This is a genomic window from Microbacterium terrae, assembly GCF_017831975.1.
GTDB classification, from domain to species: Bacteria; Actinomycetota; Actinomycetes; order Actinomycetales; family Microbacteriaceae; genus Microbacterium; species Microbacterium terrae.
In genome coordinates this window covers 1,582,367-1,599,256 of the sequence record NZ_JAFDSS010000001.1, presented here as the reverse complement: position 1 = coordinate 1,599,256, position 16,890 = coordinate 1,582,367, and the positions used below count along the sequence as shown (strand labels likewise).

15 protein-coding genes are annotated in these 16,890 nt (G+C 71.8%); 10 read left to right on the top strand and 5 right to left on the bottom strand.

The genetic code is table 11. The features are described from left to right. Positions 1 to 157: 157 nt before the first annotated feature. Genes pdhA through JOD63_RS07380 form a run of 3 tightly spaced genes read left to right on the top strand, consistent with a single transcriptional unit; the run spans position 158 to position 3,722 of the window. Positions 158 to 1,282: a pyruvate dehydrogenase (acetyl-transferring) E1 component subunit alpha gene (gene pdhA / locus JOD63_RS07390; RefSeq protein WP_084613727.1), complete on the top strand. Its 1,125-nt coding sequence runs from the start codon at positions 158 to 160 to the stop codon at positions 1,280 to 1,282. Continuing rightward, on the top strand, positions 1,282 to 2,295 hold the full coding sequence (locus JOD63_RS07385) for an alpha-ketoacid dehydrogenase subunit beta (RefSeq protein WP_045276958.1): 1,014 nt from the start codon (positions 1,282 to 1,284) through the stop codon (positions 2,293 to 2,295). The genes pdhA and JOD63_RS07385 overlap by 1 nt, the downstream gene beginning before the upstream one ends. After that, positions 2,292 to 3,722, top strand: a complete 1,431-nt coding sequence (locus tag JOD63_RS07380; RefSeq protein ID WP_045276957.1) for a dihydrolipoamide acetyltransferase family protein — start codon at positions 2,292 to 2,294, stop codon at positions 3,720 to 3,722. The genes JOD63_RS07385 and JOD63_RS07380 overlap by 4 nt, the downstream gene beginning before the upstream one ends. A gap of 77 nt (positions 3,723 to 3,799) precedes the next feature. Here JOD63_RS07380 and JOD63_RS07375 read toward each other — a convergent pair whose 3' ends face one another. Further along, positions 3,800 to 4,396, bottom strand: a complete 597-nt coding sequence (locus tag JOD63_RS07375) for an SACE_7040 family transcriptional regulator (protein ID WP_045276956.1) — start codon at positions 4,394 to 4,396, stop codon at positions 3,800 to 3,802. 104 nt (positions 4,397 to 4,500) lie between these two features. On the opposite strand from JOD63_RS07375, the gene JOD63_RS07370 reads away from it, so the two are divergent. Genes JOD63_RS07370 through JOD63_RS07350 form a run of 5 tightly spaced genes read left to right on the top strand, consistent with a single transcriptional unit; the run spans position 4,501 to position 10,773 of the window. Then, complete coding sequence (locus JOD63_RS07370) at positions 4,501 to 6,105, top strand: carboxyl transferase domain-containing protein (RefSeq protein ID WP_045276955.1); 1,605 nt, start codon at positions 4,501 to 4,503, stop codon at positions 6,103 to 6,105. 5 nt (positions 6,106 to 6,110) lie between these two features. Further along, positions 6,111 to 8,261, top strand: a complete 2,151-nt coding sequence (locus tag JOD63_RS07365; protein ID WP_045276954.1) for an acetyl/propionyl/methylcrotonyl-CoA carboxylase subunit alpha — start codon at positions 6,111 to 6,113, stop codon at positions 8,259 to 8,261. A gap of 31 nt (positions 8,262 to 8,292) precedes the next feature. Then, complete coding sequence (locus JOD63_RS07360; RefSeq protein ID WP_045276953.1) at positions 8,293 to 9,444, top strand: acyl-CoA dehydrogenase family protein; 1,152 nt, start codon at positions 8,293 to 8,295, stop codon at positions 9,442 to 9,444. A gap of 19 nt (positions 9,445 to 9,463) precedes the next feature. Next, positions 9,464 to 9,967 carry a MaoC family dehydratase gene (locus JOD63_RS07355; RefSeq protein WP_045276952.1) on the top strand — a complete coding sequence of 168 codons (504 nt, stop codon included), beginning with the start codon at positions 9,464 to 9,466 and terminating at the stop codon, positions 9,965 to 9,967. Next, entirely contained in the window at positions 9,964 to 10,773 is an 810-nt protein-coding gene (locus JOD63_RS07350) for an HpcH/HpaI aldolase/citrate lyase family protein (protein WP_211088073.1), read from the top strand. Before JOD63_RS07355 ends, JOD63_RS07350 begins: the two co-directional genes overlap by 4 nt. Before the next feature lie 16 nt (positions 10,774 to 10,789). On the opposite strand, the gene JOD63_RS07345 is transcribed toward JOD63_RS07350, so the two are convergent. Both JOD63_RS07345 and JOD63_RS07340 read right to left on the bottom strand, forming a co-directional pair. Then, positions 10,790 to 11,392, bottom strand: coding sequence for a histidine phosphatase family protein (locus tag JOD63_RS07345; RefSeq protein WP_045276950.1), 603 nt, complete (start codon positions 11,390 to 11,392; stop codon positions 10,790 to 10,792). Positions 11,393 to 11,433: 41 nt separating this feature from the next. Further along, positions 11,434 to 12,285, bottom strand: a complete 852-nt coding sequence (locus JOD63_RS07340; RefSeq protein WP_045276949.1) for a Sir2 family NAD-dependent protein deacetylase — start codon at positions 12,283 to 12,285, stop codon at positions 11,434 to 11,436. 134 nt (positions 12,286 to 12,419) lie between these two features. On the opposite strand from JOD63_RS07340, the gene JOD63_RS07335 reads away from it, so the two are divergent. After that, positions 12,420 to 13,253, top strand: coding sequence for a TrmH family RNA methyltransferase (locus JOD63_RS07335; protein ID WP_045277062.1), 834 nt, complete (start codon positions 12,420 to 12,422; stop codon positions 13,251 to 13,253). A gap of 39 nt (positions 13,254 to 13,292) precedes the next feature. Here the strand turns inward: JOD63_RS07335 and JOD63_RS07330 are convergent, their stop codons facing one another. Both JOD63_RS07330 and JOD63_RS07325 read right to left on the bottom strand, forming a co-directional pair. Then, positions 13,293 to 13,982, bottom strand: coding sequence for an SDR family oxidoreductase (locus JOD63_RS07330; protein WP_045276948.1), 690 nt, complete (start codon positions 13,980 to 13,982; stop codon positions 13,293 to 13,295). A 1-nt stretch (position 13,983) separates the two neighbouring features. Then, a complete protein-coding gene (locus JOD63_RS07325) occupies positions 13,984 to 14,844 on the bottom strand; it encodes an SGNH/GDSL hydrolase family protein (RefSeq protein ID WP_045276947.1) in 861 nt (286 codons plus the stop codon). Positions 14,845 to 14,978: 134 nt separating this feature from the next. Here JOD63_RS07325 and JOD63_RS07320 point away from each other — a divergent pair, with 134 nt between their 5' ends. Beyond that, positions 14,979 to 16,889, top strand: coding sequence for a DEAD/DEAH box helicase (locus tag JOD63_RS07320; RefSeq protein WP_084613725.1), 1,911 nt, complete (start codon positions 14,979 to 14,981; stop codon positions 16,887 to 16,889). Position 16,890: the final 1 nt, after the last annotated feature.

Sequence of the window (16,890 nt, the reverse complement as noted above, 5' to 3'; positions counted from 1 at the left end):
TAGCACGGGTTTGGGTGGTCGAATTTGGCAACATGCTCAAGCGAACGCTGAATGCTTGAGCGAGGTGCGACTCGGACGTAGTGTCGGCCATATCCGGCGACGACGCCGGGAGTTCCACGCGCGGATGCCTCACGAGGGTGATCCGCACCGAGGAGGGATGACGATGACGCACACCCTGACCCCCACGGCCGACGTCGCCACCGATATCGATGATGTCGCACGCCTGCTGACCCCCGAAGGCGAGCGTATCGCCGATGCCGAGCTCGACCGCTACGTGCGGGATGTCGATGCCGCGGTGCTGCGCGAGCTGTACCTCGACATGGTGCTGGTGCGCCGCATCGACAAGGAGGGCGTCGCCCTCCAGCGACAGGGGCAGCTCGCCCTGTGGCCGCCCTGCGAGGGCCAGGAGGCGACGCAGATCGGCACGGCGCGGGCGCTGCGCGGCGACGATTTCGTGTTCCCCAGCTACCGCGAGACCGGCGTGGTCTACGCGCGCGGCGCCCGGCCGTCCGACTTCGTGCTCGCGTGGCGCGGCGAGGAGCACTCGACCTATGACCCGTACGAGCTGAACACCGCGACGCAGCAGATCATCATCGGCGCGCAGGCGCTGCACGCTGTCGGCTACGCCATGGGTATCCAGCGCGACGAGACCGACCAGGTGTCGGTCGCCTACTTCGGCGACGGAGCATCGAGCCAGGGCGACGTGAACGAGGCCATGGTCTTCGCCTCGTCGTTCCGCTCCCCGGTGGTGTTCGTCTGCAGCAACAACCAGTGGGCGATCTCGGAGCCGGTCGCCGTGCAGGCGAAGTTCCCGATCGCCGGGCGCGCGCCGGGCTTCGGCATCCCGAGCATGCGGGTCGACGGCAACGACGTGCTCGCCTGCCTCGCCGCGATGCGGTGGGCGACCGACCACGCCCGCCGCGGCGGCGGACCGGTCTTCATCGAGGCGGTCACCTATCGCATCGGACCCCACACGACGTCGGACGACCCGACGCGCTACCGCGACCGCGACGAGGTCGAGGCCTGGCGTCGCCGCGACCCGATCGCACGCGTGGAGGCCTTCCTGCGCGCCCAGGGCGCCTTCGACGACTCGTTCGCCGCCGAGGTCGCAGCCGATGCCGATCGCCTCGCCGGAGAGGTGCGCGCGGCAGCGCTCGGTGCGACGACCCGCGCGCCGATCACCGTGTTCGACGACGTGTACGCCGAGGCTCACACCGGTCTCGACGAGGAGCGCAGCCGGTTCCAGGCGTACCTCGACGCACTCGCCGAGGAGGTGCGCTGATGGCTCAGCTGACGATGGCGAAGTCGATCAACGAGGCGCTGCGCCGCGCGATGGCCGACGATCCGAAGGTGCTCCTCATGGGCGAGGACATCGGCAAGCTCGGCGGCGTGTTCCGCATCACCGACGGACTCCAGTCCGAGTTCGGCGCACAGCGCGTGATCGACACCCCGCTCGCCGAGTCGGGGATCATGGGCACCGCGGTGGGACTCGCCTTCCGCGGGTACCGCCCCGTCGTGGAGATCCAGTTCGACGGCTTCGTCTATCCGGCCTTCGACCAGATCGTGTGCCAGGTGGCGAAGCTGCACTACCGCACGCGCGGCAACGTGAAGATGCCGCTGACGATCCGCATCCCGTGGGCGGGCGGCGTCGGCGCAGCCGAGCACCACTCCGAGTCGCCCGAGGCGTACTTCGTGCACACCTCGGGTCTGCGCGTGGTCGCGGTGTCGAACCCGCAGGATGCCTACGTCATGCTCCGGCAGGCGATCGCCTCCGACGACCCGGTCGTGTACTTCGAGCCCAAGCGCCTGTATCACGCCAAGGGCGAGGTCGACCTCGGAGTCGACATCGCGGATGCGCCGCCCATGGGCCTCGCCCGGGTGGCCCGCGAGGGGAGCGACGTGACGCTGCTCACGTATGGAGCCCAGGTCGCGACCGCCCTCGATGCGGCGACGGCAGCCGAGGACGACGGCATCTCGATCGAGGTCATCGACCTCCGCTCGATCTCGCCGGTGGACTACCGCACCGTCACCGCCTCGGTGCGCAAGACCGGCCGCGTGGTCGTCACGCACGAGGCGGCCCGCGAGGCGGGGGTCGGAGCCGAGCTCGTCGCGAGCGTCACCGAGCGCTGCTTCCACCATCTCGAGGCGCCGCCCGAGCGCGTCACCGGGCACGACATCCCGTATCCGCCGGCGAAGCTGGAGAAGCACCACGTGCCCGACCTCGACCGCATCCTCGACGCGGTCGACCGCGTGCTCGACCGTCCGAACAGCCTCACGGGGGTGAGCGAGCGATGATGCAGGACTTCCTGCTGCCCGACCTCGGCGAGGGGCTCCCCGAGGCGGAGCTCGTCACGTGGCTGGTCGCCGAGGGCGACGAGGTGTCGCTCAACCAGACCATCGCCGAGGTGGAGACCGCCAAGGCCGTCGTCGAGCTGCCGTCGCCGTTCGCCGGGCGCGTGGCGACGCTGCATGCCGCGGAGGGCGAGGTGATCGCGGTCGGCTCCGTGCTGATCTCGTTCGACGTCGCGGGGGCCGACGCCCCTGCGCACGACGTGCCGGCGACCGAGACCCCCGTGGGTGAGACCGCCGAGGCGGCGGAGATCGCATCCGCGGTGGCGACGGATGCCGTGCCCGAAGACGCCCGAGCCGAGCCGAACCTGGTCGGGTACGGCGCCTCGCCCCGCGCCGGGTCGCGTCCGCAGCGCCGCGCCCGTGTCGGTGCGCGTCAGGCCCGCACCGACACCGCTGTACTCGAGGCGGCGCCGCACGACGCGATCCAGCTGGGCGACGTGGAGCAGGTCGTCGAGCGGCCGCGGTCGACCCCGCCCGTGCGCGCACTCGCGAAGCAGCTCGGGGTCGACCTCGCGCTGGTCGAGCCGACCGGGCCGACGGATCTGATCACGCGGGCCGACGTCGAGGCCTACGCCGAGCGCGTAGGAGCGACGGGCGCCGTCGCGCCGGCGGCATCCACCGTCGACGCTGCAGACGCCGCACCCGACGCGCCGCCGCGTGAGGTCGACGCGCGCACGACGCGCATCCCGATCCGGGGCGTGCGCAAGCACACCGCTGCGGCGATGGTGCAGAGCGCGTTCACCGCACCGCACGTCACGACGTTCCTCACCGTCGACGTCACCGCCACGACGGAGCTGGTCGCGTCGCTCAAGGCCGACCGCTCGTTGCAGGATCACAGGATCGGCGTGCTCGCCGTCGCGGCGAAGGCGGTGTGCCTGGCACTCGGGCGTCATCCGGAGCTCAACTCCGCGTGGGACGAGGCGGCGGGCGAGATCGTGCAGCACCACTACGTCAACCTCGGGATCGCCGCGGCGACCGGCCGCGGTCTCGTGGTGCCCAACATCCGCGACGCGCAGGAGCTCACGCTCGTGGAGCTCGCCGACAGCATCCGGACACTTGCCGAGACGGCCCGCGCGGGCAAGACGTCGCCGGCCGACATGGCAGGCGGCACGTTCTCCATCACGAACGTCGGGGTGTTCGGCGTCGACGCCGGCACACCCATCCTCAACCCGGGCGAGGCGGGGATCCTCGCGGTCGGCGCCGTCCGCCGCCGTCCGTGGGAGCATCGCGGCGCGATCGCCCTGCGCGACGTGATGACGCTCGCGCTGTCGTTCGATCATCGACTGGTCGACGGCGAGCAGGGGTCGAAGTTCCTCGTCGACGTCGGCGACGTGCTGAGCGAGCCCGGCCGCGCGATGCTCCTGCGCTGACCGCGCGCCCCGCGCAACCGAGGGGTGCGCGGGGCGCGCTCGCGCGGGCGCGGGCCTCGTGGATCGACGCCTCGGCGTCAGGCGTGCAGCGCGGCGGTCGCGAGGGAGTGGAGGATGCGCCGCACGTCGGCGTCGGCAGGGCGTGAGCGCAGCGCCCGCACGCTGTGCGGCGTGGAGTTGATGAGGCCGAAGCAGGCGTGCGCGCGCACGCGCAGGTCGGCCGAGTCGCGATCGGGGTGCAGGCGCGACAACTGCTCGATCCACAGCTCGACGTACTCGCGCTGGAGGCGCCGGACGGTGTGACGATCGTCTTCGGCGAGGCTCGCCAGATCGCGATCCTGCACGCGGATGACGTCGGAGTCGGCGATGGCGAAGTCGACGTGGAAGGCGATGAGGGCGGCGAGCGCCGCGTCGGCGTCGGTGGTATCGCCGACGACCTCGCGTCCGCCCGAGAGCAGGCGCTCGCTCACTTCGACCAGGATGGCGCCGAGCAGGGCCTGCTTGTTCGCGAAGTGCCGATAGAGGGCCGGGCCCGACACGCCGACGGCGCTGCCGAGGTCTTCGAGGCTCACTCCGCTGAACCCGCGCTCCGCGAACAGGCGGGCGGCCTCCTCGAGGATCGCCGCATGGCGGTCGGCCTTGGCACGGTCCCGATCGGTCGCAGCCCTTGTCATTTCAGTTAAGCCTCGCTAACCTGAAGTCCAGTTAGTGAACACTAACCCGACCCGTCACGCCGCGACAACCGGTGTGACCTGATCGTGACGTCGACGGAGATGACATGAGTGTGCTGACGACGACCGTCGCCCGCGACGATCGCTTCACCGCGCAGCGCGAGTCGCAGGCGGCGCTGGCAGCTCTGCTGCGCGAGCGCCTCGCGCAGGCCGCGCTCGGCGGCCCGGAGCGTGCCCGCGAACGGCACGTCGCCCGCGGCAAGCTGCTGCCGCGCGATCGTGTGACTCGCGTGCTCGACGAGGGGAGCCCGTTCATCGAGGTGTCGGCGCTCGCCGCCGACGGGCTGTACGGGGGAGAGGCGCCGGCTGCGGGTGTGATCGCGGGCATCGGGCTCATCCACGGGCGGCACGTGATGGTCATCTGCAACGACGCCACGGTGAAGGGCGGCACCTACTACCCGCTCACCGTGAAGAAGCACCTGCGCGCGCAGGAGATCGCGTTCGAGAACCGGCTACCGTGCATCTACCTGGTGGACTCGGGCGGCGCATTCCTCCCGATGCAGGACGAGGTGTTCCCCGATCGAGACCACTTCGGCCGCATCTTCTTCAACCAGGCGCGCCTGTCGGCCGCCGGCATCGCGCAGATCGCCGCGGTCCTCGGCTCGTGCACCGCCGGCGGCGCCTACGTGCCTGCCATGAGCGACGAGACCGTGATCGTGCGCGGCCAGGGGACGATCTTCCTCGGCGGACCCCCGCTCGTGAAGGCCGCGATCGGTGAGGTCGTCACGGCGGAGGAGCTCGGCGGGGGAGAGCTGCACGCGCGCCGCTCCGGCGTCGTCGACCACCTCGCCGAAGACGACGAGCACGCGCTCGAGATCGTCCGCGACATCGTGGCGACGCTCCCGCAGCCGGCCGCGCCGGCCTGGTCGGTCACCGACGCCGAGGATCCGGCGGCCGATCCCGCCGACCTCTACGGCCTGGTGCCCGTCGACGTCAACCAGCCCTACGACGTCCGCGAGGTCATCGCGCGCCTCGTAGACGCGAGCGAGTTCCACGAGTTCAAGCGCGAGTACGGCGACACTCTCGTCACCGGATTCGCCCGCATCCACGGGCATCCGATCGGGATCGTCGCGAACAACGGCGTGCTCTTCAGCGAGTCCGCGCAGAAGGGCGCGCACTTCATCGAGCTGTGCGACCAGCGGGGCACGCCGCTGCTGTTCCTCCAGAACATCTCGGGGTTCATGGTCGGGCGCGACGCCGAGGCAGGCGGCATCGCCAAGGACGGGGCCAAGATGGTGACCGCCGTCGCCACCACCCGCGTTCCCAAGCTGACCGTCGTGATCGGCGGCTCGTTCGGCGCGGGAAACTACTCGATGTGCGGCCGCGCCTACTCGCCGCGCTTCCTGTGGACCTGGCCGGGCAGCCGCATCTCGGTCATGGGCGGTCCGCAGGCGGCATCCGTGCTCTCCACCGTCAAGGGCGACCAGCTCGCGGCACAGGGCGAGGACTGGGATGCCGATGCCCGGGCCGCGTTCGAAGCGCCGATCCGCGCGCAATTCGAGGAGCAGGGGAGCCCCTACTACGCTACGGCGCGACTGTGGGACGACGGGATCATCGACCCCGCCGACACACGCGACCTGCTGGGTCTCGCGCTCGATGTCGTCTCCCGCACCCCGCTGCCCGAACCGCGCTTCGGCGTCTTCCGGATGTGACGCGCATGTTCCACACCGTCCTGGTCGCCAACCGCGGCGAGATCGCCCGCCGCGTCATCCGCACTCTGCGGGTGCTCGGCATCCGCTCCGTCGCCGTCTACAGCGACGCCGACGCGGATGCCCCGCACGTGCGCGAAGCCGACGAGGCGGTGCGGATCGGTCCGGCCGCGGCCACCGAGTCGTACCTCGACATCGCCGCGGTGCTCGATGCCGCGCGCGCGACCGGCGCGCAGGCGGTGCACCCCGGATACGGCTTCCTCTCCGAGAACGTCGACTTCGCCCGCGCGTGCGCGCACGCGGGGATCGTCTTCATCGGCCCCGGCGAGCGGGCGCTCGACGTGATGGGCGACAAGATCCGCGCCAAGGCGCATGTCGCCGCTTCCGGAGTGCCGACGGTGGCGGGGTTCAGCGCGGTCGGGATGACCGACGCGGAGATCGCGCTGGCGGCGGATGCGGCCGGATACCCGCTGCTCGTGAAGCCGTCCGCCGGCGGTGGCGGCAAGGGGATGCAGGTGGTGCGCGGCGCCGCCGCACTGCCCGACGCCATGGCTGCGGCACGCCGCGTCGCCGCGGCGGCCTTCGGCGACGACGCGCTGCTGCTCGAACGCCTCATCGAGCGCCCTCGCCACATCGAGGTGCAGGTGCTCGCCGACGCGCACGGCGCCGTCGTGCACCTCGGCGAGCGCGAGTGCACGCTGCAGCGCCGCCACCAGAAGGTGGTCGAAGAGGCGCCGTCGCCGGTGATCGACGCGGCGACCCGCGCGCGACTTGGCGCTGCCGCGTGCGCCGCTGCAGCGTCGGTCGACTACCGCGGCGTGGGCACGGTGGAGTTCCTGGTCGCAGGCGATCGCCCCGACGACTTCTTCTTCATCGAGATGAACACCCGCCTGCAGGTCGAGCATCCCGTCACCGAGCTCGTCACCGGCGTCGACCTCGTCGAACAGCAGCTGCGCGTCGCCGCCGGTGAGCCGCTCGCCTTCGCGCAGGACGACGTGAAGATCACCGGGCACGCGATCGAGGCCCGTGTGTATGCGGAGGATCCGGCGAGGGGCTTCCTTCCCGACACCGGCGAGGTGCTCGTGTGGCGGTCGGCCGACGGCGTGCGCAGCGACGCGGCCGTCGAGTCGGGCACGGGGGTCACAGCCGACTACGACCCCATGATCGCGAAGGTCATCGCCCTCGGCGCCGATCGCGCCGAGGCGCTCGAGAAGCTCGACGACGCGCTCGCCGACACCGTCGTGCTCGGCGTGCGGACGAACATCGGATTCCTGCGGTCGCTCCTCGCCGACCATGCGGTGCGCGCCGGAGACCTCGACACCGCGCTCATCGATCGACTGCCGCCGTACGCAGACCCCGCCCCGACCCCTGCCGCGCTGGGCGCCGCAGCGCTGGCCGCATCGGCGGCGCTCACCGGTCGACCCGCGAGACAGGCGATCCGTTCCGAGACCGACGGCGACGGCACCGGTTTCGCCCCGGACCGCCTGTCTCGACGAGCGGGGAGCGGCGCCACGGGCTCGAGCGCCCTGTGGCGCACCCGGTCAGGCTGGCGGATCGGCGCGCCGGCCGCACCCCGCACCGTCGACGTACAGCTCGACGGCGGCGAGATCGTCGCGGTCGCCGTGCCCGACGCGGCGGAGGTGGCCATCGGCGCCCGCCGCGCGAGCGCGGCTGTGATCGGACGTGCACTCCCGCCGGGTGTCGACCTCGCGGTCGACGCCGACGGGTTCACCTGGGTGCATGCGGACGGCGCCGTGCACCGCATGCGCACGCTCACGCGCCGCGAGGCGGCCGCGATCCGACTCGCCGCCCGTGCGCGCGCCGACGCCGCGGCCGATCCCGAGCTGCGGGCTCCCATGCCCGGAGCCGTCGTCGCCGTGCACGCCGCCGACGGCGCGACCGTCGCGGCGGGCGAGCGCATCGTCACCATCGAGGCGATGAAGATGGAGCACCCGGTCGTCGCCGCCCACGCCGGCATCGTGCGGCTCGACGTCGCCGTCGGCGACCAGGTGCGCCGCGACCAGGTGCTCGCCCATGTCGCCCCAGACACGGCGCCTGCCGGAATCAGCCCGCGCGCGGCATCCGACACCCCGGTATCCGACACTCCGATGTCCGACAGCCCGCCATCCGACAGCCCGGCATCCGCTCACGAGGCGTGAGCCGCACCCATCCCGACCCGAGGAGAACACCATGGACGGATACGACCTGAGCGACGAAGAGCGCGAACTCGCCGGCCTCGTGCGGCAGTTCGCCGACGAGGTCGTCGCGCCGCAGGCGTACGAGGCAGACCGCACGAAGACGCTGTCGATGGATGTCGTCGCACAGATGGGGGAGCTCGGGCTGTTCGGGCTGCCGTTCCCTGAGGAATACGGGGGTCAGGGCGGCGACTACTTCGCCCTGGGCCTGGCGATCGAGGCGCTCGGCCGCGTCGACCAGTCGATCGCGATCACCCTCGAGGCAGGGGTCAGCCTCGGTGCGATGCCCGTGTTCCGATTCGGCACCGAGGAGCAGAAGCGCGAGCTGCTGCCCGACCTCCTCGCCGGACGCGCGCTCGCAGGCTTCGGCCTCACCGAGCCCGAAGCGGGCTCCGACGCCGGGGCGACGCGCACGACGGCGCGTCTGGAGGCGGGCGAGTGGGTGATCGACGGGGCGAAGCAGTTCATCACGAACTCGGGAACGCCCATCACGCGGTTCGTGACCGTCACCGCGGTCACCGGCGAGCAGGGCGGTCGCAAGGAGATCTCGACGATCATCGTGCCCAACCGCACGCCCGGGTTCACCGTCGAGGCTCCCTACGACAAGGTGGGCTGGCATGCCTCCGACACCCACCCGCTCACCTTCCGGGGGGCGCGGGTGCCCGAGGCGAACCTCCTCGGCGAGCGCGGCCGCGGGTTCGCCGGGTTCCTCCACATCCTCGACGAGGGGCGAATCGCGATCGCGGCGCTGTCGACAGGCGCAGCCGAGGGATGCCTCGAAGCGGCCGTCGACTACGCGCGTCAGCGCACCGTGTTCGGCGAGGCCCTCTCGACGCGTCAGAGCATCCAGTTCGTCCTCGCGCGGATGCGTCAGCGAGTGCACCTGGCGCGTCTGGCGTGGCACCATGCCGCGCGGCTGCGCGACGCCGGCAAGCCGTTCAAGACCGAGGCCGCCCTTGCGAAGCTGACCGCGAGCGACGCCGCCATGGACAACGCGCGGGACGCGACGCAGATCTTCGGCGGGAACGGCTTCATGAACGAATACGCCGTCGCCCGGCACTACCGCGATTCGAAGATCCTCGAGATCGGGGAGGGCACCAACGAGGTGCAGCTCCTCGTCGTCGCCCGGGCTCTGGGCGTCGCGTGAGGGGAGTAGCGTGAACGGGATGGACGAGAGCGCTGCGCCCCGCACGGTCGTCCAGCGCGGGCTGCACTACGACGAACTGGCCGTGGGCGACCGCTTCCTGCATCGCCCCGGCCGCACCGCGACCGAAGCCGACAACATGCTGTTCTCGTCGCTCACGATGAACACGCAGGCCCTGCATCTGGATGCCGCGTACTCCGAGACGCAGCCGTTCCAGCAGCGTCTGATGAACTCGATGTGGACGCTCGCGACGATGGTGGGGGCATCGGTCGCCCAGATCACCCAGGGCACCCTCGTCGCGCAGCTGGGCCTCTCGGACGTCTCGTTCCCTGCGCCGCTGTTCCACGGCGACACGCTGTACACCGAGACCGAGATCGTCGACATGCGGCTCTCGGCCTCGCGCCCCGGCCAAGGCATCGTCACGATGACCCACACCGGCCGCAACCAGCACGGCGCCGTCGTGGCCGTCGCGACCCGTGTCGCACTCATGACCTGCCGCGAGGCCGCACAGGAAGGCTCCTCATGACGTTCACGCTCGGACCCGCCCTGCTCTTCTGCCCCGCCGACCGGCCGGAGCGCTACGCCAAGGCAGCCGAGCGCGCGGATGCGGTGATCCTCGACCTCGAAGACGCCGTCGCCCCCGCCGACAAGGCTGCCGCGCGCGGCGCCCTGATCGAGTCCGAGCTCGACCCGGCACGCGTGATCGTGCGCGTCAATCCACCCGAGACCGACGCCTTCGTCGCCGACCTGTCGACGCTGTCGCAGACCGACTACCGGCGGATCATGGTCGCTAAGGCGCAGTCTCCCAAACGTCTCGGCCGCATCGACGCACGGTTCGAGGTGATCGCACTGTGCGAGACCGCCAAGGGCGTCGCCCAGGCCGATCGAATCGCCGAGCTCGCGAACGTGTCGGCGCTCATGTGGGGCGCGGAAGACCTCGTCGCCTCGATCGGCGGCACATCGAGCCGCAAGCCGAACGGCCGCTACCGTGACATCGCGCGGTACGCACGCTCACGGGTGCTCCTGGCGGCCGCCGCGCGGGGCAAGGCGGCGATCGATGCGGTTCACCTCGACATCGCCGACACCAAGCGGCTCGGGATCGAGGCAGCCGATGCCGCGGCATCCGGATTCACCGCGACCGCGTGCATCCACCCGAGCCAGGTCGCGATCATCCGCGACGCGTACCTGCCCGACGCGAGATCGCTCGCCTGGGCGCGCGCGGTGCTCACCGCCGCCGAGGGCGAGCGGGGTGTGTTCCGCCACGACGGCCGCATGGTCGACGAGCCGGTGCTGCGACACGCTCGATCTCTCGTCGCACGCGCCGGCGACTGATCGCCGCTGAACCGCCCTATGCGGCGATGGCGTCGTATGCGAGCAGCCGCAGCGCGTCGCGCTCGACGAGGAACTCGTGGAGCGAGCCGTTCGGGATGCGCTCGCCCGGCGCGGGCAGCGTGTCGCCGGACGCGTGTCCGATCACCTCGCGGATGAGGCCGCCGTGGGCGACGGCGACGAGCACCGCGTTCTCGGGAGCGGTCGCTGCCCGGTGGTCGCGGACTGCCTGCACCACAGCCGCGACGGCGCGGGTGCGCAGCGCCGCCGGGGTCTCCGCGCCGGGGACGTCCGGTGACCACGACTCGCCGTAGGTGGTGAAGAACTCGCTCACGAGCATCCCCTCCGCCTCGCCGTACATCCGCTCGCGCAGGCCGGGGTAGAGCCGTGGGGCGCCCGCGCCGAGTTCGGCGCCGATGATCTCGGCGGTCTCCTGCGCGCGCAGCAGATCGCTGGCGGCGAGGGTGATCGCCGCGCCGCCGAGTCTGTCGCGCAGCGTCGCAGCGGCTGCCCGCACCTGCGCGCGACCGGTGTCGTTGAGGGGGATGTCGGTCGCGCCCTGGATCCGGCGGTCGCGGTTCCAGTCGGTCTCGCCGTGGCGTACGAGGATGAGGGTCGTCACCTGACGAGCCTACGGGGTGCCCGTGAACAGCCGGTGCGCCGTCAGCCGATCGGGGGGAGCGCTGCGGCGAGCGCCTGCAGCATCTCGCTCGTCCCGGCGTCGACCTTGACGGTCGCCCGGGCGTCGGCGCGCGTCGCCCCGCGGTTGACGATGACCACCGGGAGCCGGCGGCGGCGTGCGCGCTCGAGGAGACGGATGCCGGAGTTCACGACCAGCGACGACCCGGCGATGAGAAGAGCCTGGCTGGTCTGCACGAGCTGCTCCGCCTCGCGGAACTTCTCGGCGGGGATGAACTCGCCGAAGAACACCACGTCGGGCTTGAGCATCCCGCCGCACACGCTGCACGCCGGCACGCGGAAGTCCTCGGAGCTCGCGGGCAGCACGTCGCCATCGGGGCCGAGTTCGACGCTGTCGGGAACGGTGATCCAGGGGTTGTCGGCTTCGACGCGCACGGCGAGGTCACGACGATCGAACACCTGACCGCAGTGCGTGCAGAACACCCGCCGCATCGTGCCGTGCAGTTCCACCACACGGCGGCTCCCCGCCCGCACGTGGAGGCCGTCGACGTTCTGCGTCACCACCCCGGTGGTGAGCCCTCGGTTCTCCAGGGCGGCGAGTGCACGATGGCCGCCGTTGGGCTCGGCGGCGGCGAACGCCCGCCAGCCGAGGTGGCTGCCGACCCAGTACCGCCGGCGCGCCGACTCGCTCGCGAGGAACTGCTCGACGGTCATGGGCGTGCGCACCGGCGCGCCCTGCCCGCGATAGTCGGGGATGCCGGAGTCGGTCGACACCCCGGCACCGGTGAGCACCGCGACACGGCGGCCGGAGAGCGCCTCGATCGCCGCGTCGAGGGCGGGGCCGGCCGTCAGGCCCAGCTCGGTCGTCGTCGTCACGCGGACTCCTTTCCCCGTCTGCAGTGTAGGCCGCACCGTTTTCGGGGAGGTTACAGCGAGGCGGGTTCTCGCGCCTGCGCCATGTGAGGATCACCTGCCGTGTGAGGATCGACCGCCGTGCGACGATGGTCACGATGGACGCGACCCTGATCTCCGACGCCGCCGACCCACGCCTGGCCGACTACCGCGACCTCACCGACGTCGCGCTTCGGCGCGTGATCGAGCCGGCGGGCGGGCTGTATATCGCCGAGTCCGCCAAGGTGATCGCCCGCGCCCTCGCAGCGGGTCACCGACCGCGTTCCGTCCTCGTGCAGGAGAAATGGCTCGACGAGGTCGTGAGGCTCCTGACGGATGCCGTGCCCGTCGGCTCGCCCGCAGACGGCGACGACGTGCCCGTCTATGTGGTCACCCCCGAGATCGCGGAAACGCTCACCGGCTACGCCGTGCACCGCGGCGCGCTCGCGGCGATGCACCGGCCTGCGCCGCTGCCGGTCGAAGAGGTGATCGCCGACGCGCGCCTGGTCGTCGTGCTCGAGGACATCGTCGACCACACCAACGTCGGGGCCATCTTCCGCGCGGCGGCCGGCATCGGTGCCGACGCGGTGCTCGTGAGCCCGCGGTGCGCCGATCCGCTCTACCGGCGCAGCGTGCGGGTCAGCATGGGAACCGTGTTCCAGGTGCCGTGGACCCGGCTGCCGGAGTGGCGTGCGGCGCGCAGCGTGCTGCGTGGAGCGGGCTTCGAGCTCGCAGCCCTCGCCCTCGCCGACGACGCGGTCGCCCTCGACGAGTACAGCGCGCAGCGCCCGGAGCGGGTCGCGCTCCTGCTGGGGGCCGAGGGAGACGGGCTGTCACGGCGCGCGCTCGAAGCCGCCGACACCGTGGTGACGATCCCGATGGCCGGGGGAGTGGACTCGCTCAACGTCGCGGCGGCGAGCGCCGTCGCGCTGTGGGAGCTGCGCGCACGCTGACCCTCGCCGGCCGTTTCGGGCGCTCGGCGCGTCGGGTCGTCAGGCGCCGGGTCGGACGGTGAGTTCGGTGATCTCTGCGTCGCGCGGCAGGTCGAGTGCGGCGATGATCGCTGTCGCGACCGAGGCCGGGTCGATCCAGCGCGACGCATCGTAGGCCGCGCCCTCCTGCTGGTGGACCTTCTCCTGCATCGGCGTCGCCGTGCGCCCGGGGTACACCGTGGTCACCCGCACGCCGTGCTGCCGTTCCTCCTCGCGAAGGGCGTCGGCGATCGCGCGAACGGCGAACTTGCTCGCCGCGTACGACCCCCACTCGGCGCTCACGCGCAGACCGGCACCGGAGTTGACGAAGACGACGTGGCCGCGCGCGGTGCGCAGCGCCGGCGCCAGGAGGCGGGTGAGCTCGGCCGGCGAGACCGCGTTCACGTTCAGCTGATGCTGCCAGGTCGCCACGGGGGTGTCGGCGACGGGGCCGAGCTCCACGACGCCCGCGACGTGGATCAGCGAGTCGAGCTGCGGCGGGACGCTCTGGTGGCTGAAGGCCCAGGACAGCCGCGACGGCTCGGCGAGGTCGCCGACCAGCGTCCGGGCGCCGGGAAAGCTGTCGCGCAGCTGTGCCGCGCGACCGGCGTCGCGGGCGAGCAGCCACAGTTCGTCGCCGCGTTCGGCGAGCATCCCGGCGAGCGCGGCGCCGATGCCCGAGCCCCCTCCGGTGATCAGGTGCGTCGCCACCTCAGGCCTCCTCGCCGTGCCGCGCCGCGGCGTCCGGCCCCGGGGCGTGCGTCGTGAAGGGGAGCACGTCCGGACGCTTCGCGGTGACGTTGTCGCCCGACGACTGGTGCCGCAGGCGCCGCAGCACCCACGGAACCAGGTGCTCACGCGCCCACACGAGATCGCTCCCGCGCGCCTCGCGCCAGGTGCGCGCGGGGAGCGGCTCGGGCTGCATCGGCTGGAGGTCGTTGGGCACGTTGAGGGCGCGCAGCACCATGCGCGCGACCTCGTGGTGGCCGAGGGGGTTCATGTGCAGGCGGTCGTCGTCGAAGAAGCGCATGTCCTGCACCTCTTTGAGCGCCCACTGGTCGGCGACGATGCAGTCGTAGCGGTCCGCGATGGCGCGGATGTTCTCGTTGTAGATCGCCACCTTGCCGCGGATGCCGCGGAACACCGGTGTGAAGTTCGTGTCGATGCCCGTGAACACGACGACGGTCGCCCCGTCCGCCGAGAGCCGCACCACGGCGTCCTCGAAGAGCTGCGCGACGAGGTCGGGGTCGCCGTTCGGGCGGATCACATCGTTGCCGCCCGCCGAGAAGGTGACGAGGTCGGGCTTGAGCGCGACGGCGGTCTCGACCTGCTCCTCGACGATGCGGCCGATGAGGCGCCCCCGGATGGCGAGGTTCGCGTAGGCGAAGTCGTCGACCTGCTCGGAGAGCACCTCGGCGACGCGGTCGGCCCACCCGCGGTGGCCGTCGGGCGTGGCCGGATCGGGGTCGCCGATGCCCTCCGTGAACGAATCGCCCAGCGCGACGTACCGCCGCCAGGGGTGCGGTTCGGGGTTGGGGATGTACGGGGTGCGGTGTGTATCGCGATTCGGCATTCGTCTTCCCTCGGCTCGTGACCGCTCATCAGGCTATCGCCGAAACCCCGCCCGGTTCGGATCAGCGGGCCGGGTCCGCGGTGTCGGCGGGCTCGTCTAAGGTGGACTCTCGTTGTTCGAGCGGGGGAGGTGCGATGGACGACGAGACCGTCATCGACACCGCAGCCGCTCATCTCGACGCCGTGCCCGCGCATCTCGATCAGGCGCCGCCGGTCGATTCGCAGCCGGCGCACATCGGCAGCTTCGCCGCCGAGCATCTGTCGCCGACCTACCCGCAGCGCGCACCGTGGGGAACCGCGCAGCGCCTGCGCGCCTGGCAGGCCGAGGCCCTCGACCTGTACTTCGAGCTCGACGGACCCGACGGGCCCGGCGGTGGCCCCCGCGACTTCCTCGCCGCGGCGACCCCCGGCGCCGGCAAGACCACCTTCGCCCTCCGCCTCGCGAGCGAGCTGCTGCGCCGACGCGTGGTCACGCGCATCGTCGTGGTGGCGCCCACGGAGCACCTCAAGACGCAGTGGGCCGACGCCGCGGCGCGCGTCGGCATCAAGCTCGACCCCGCGTTCTCGAACCGCCACGCCGCCCCCGCGCGGCACTACCACGGCGTCGCCGTCACCTATGCGCAGGTCGCGGTGAAGGCATCCGTGCATCAGCACCTCATCCTCGACGCCAAGACGCTCGTGATCCTCGACGAGGTGCACCACGGCGGCGACGCGCTCAGCTGGGGCGATGCGCTTCGCGAGGCATACAACCGCGCCACGCGGCGGCTCCTCCTCAGCGGCACGCCGTTCCGCAGCGACACCGCACCCATCCCGTTCGTGGAGTACCACCCCGACGCGAAGGGCATCCGCCTCTCGAAGACCGACTACGCGTACGGCTATCGGCGCGCGCTCGAAGACGGCGTGGTCCGCCCGGTCATCTTCCTCGTCTACGCAGGTCAGATGCGCTGGCGCACCAAGACCGGCGACGAGATGGAGGCTCAGCTCGGTCAGGACAACACGAAGGACATCACCTCGCAGGCCTGGCGCACGGCGCTCGATCCCGAGGGCGAATGGATCCCGGCTGTGCTGCGCTCGGCCGATCGGCGCCTCTCCGAGGTCCGCGAGCAGGTGCCCGACGCCGGGGGCCTCGTCATCGCGACCGACCAGACCGCGGCGCGCGCGTACGCGGCGATCCTCCACGAGATCTCGGGCGAGGCGCCCACGATCGTGCTTTCCGACGAGGCCGAGGCCTCGAGCCGCATCGACGAGTTCTCGAAGGGCACGAGCCGGTGGATGGTCGCCGTGCGCATGGTGTCGGAGGGTGTCGACGTACCGCGACTCGCCGTCGGCGTCTACGCCACGAGCGCCTCGACCCCGCTGTTCTTCGCTCAGGCCATCGGCCGCTTCGTGCGCGCCCGTCGCCGCGGCGAGACCGCGAGCGTCTTCCTCCCGCACGTGCCCCAGCTCATCGGTCTCGCGAACGAGATGGAGCGCCAGCGCGACCACGCCCTCGACCGCGACAGCGACGGCGACGACGAGTGGAACGCCGAAGAAGACCTGATGGATGCCGCCGAGCGCGAGGACAAGGCATCCGACGCGCTCACCGAGGAGTTCACCTACCAGGCGCTGGGCTCGGTGGCCCACTTCGATCGTGTGCTCTTCGACGGCAAGGAGTTCGGGCAGCTCGCGGTGCCCGGCACCCCCGAGGAAGAGGAGTTCCTCGGGCTGCCGGGGCTGCTCGAGCCCGAGCACGTGCACGAGCTCCTCATGCAGCGTCAAGCCCGCCAGGGACGGCATCGCCGCGCGCGCGAATCCACCGAGGCGTCCGGTGACGGCGCGGGCGAGCCGCACGAGGCCGCGGTTCCGCAGGCTCTGCACCGCACCCTCAAGGAGCAGCGCCAGCTGCTCAACAGCCTCGTGGGGCTGTACGCGCGCCAGTCGGGCGAGCAGCACGGAACCGTCCACGCCGAGCTGCGGCGCATCTGCGGCGGTCCGGCCGTGCCGCAGGCGACGGTCGCGCAGCTGCAGACCCGCATCGACACGCTCCGCCGACGCCTGCACTCCTGAG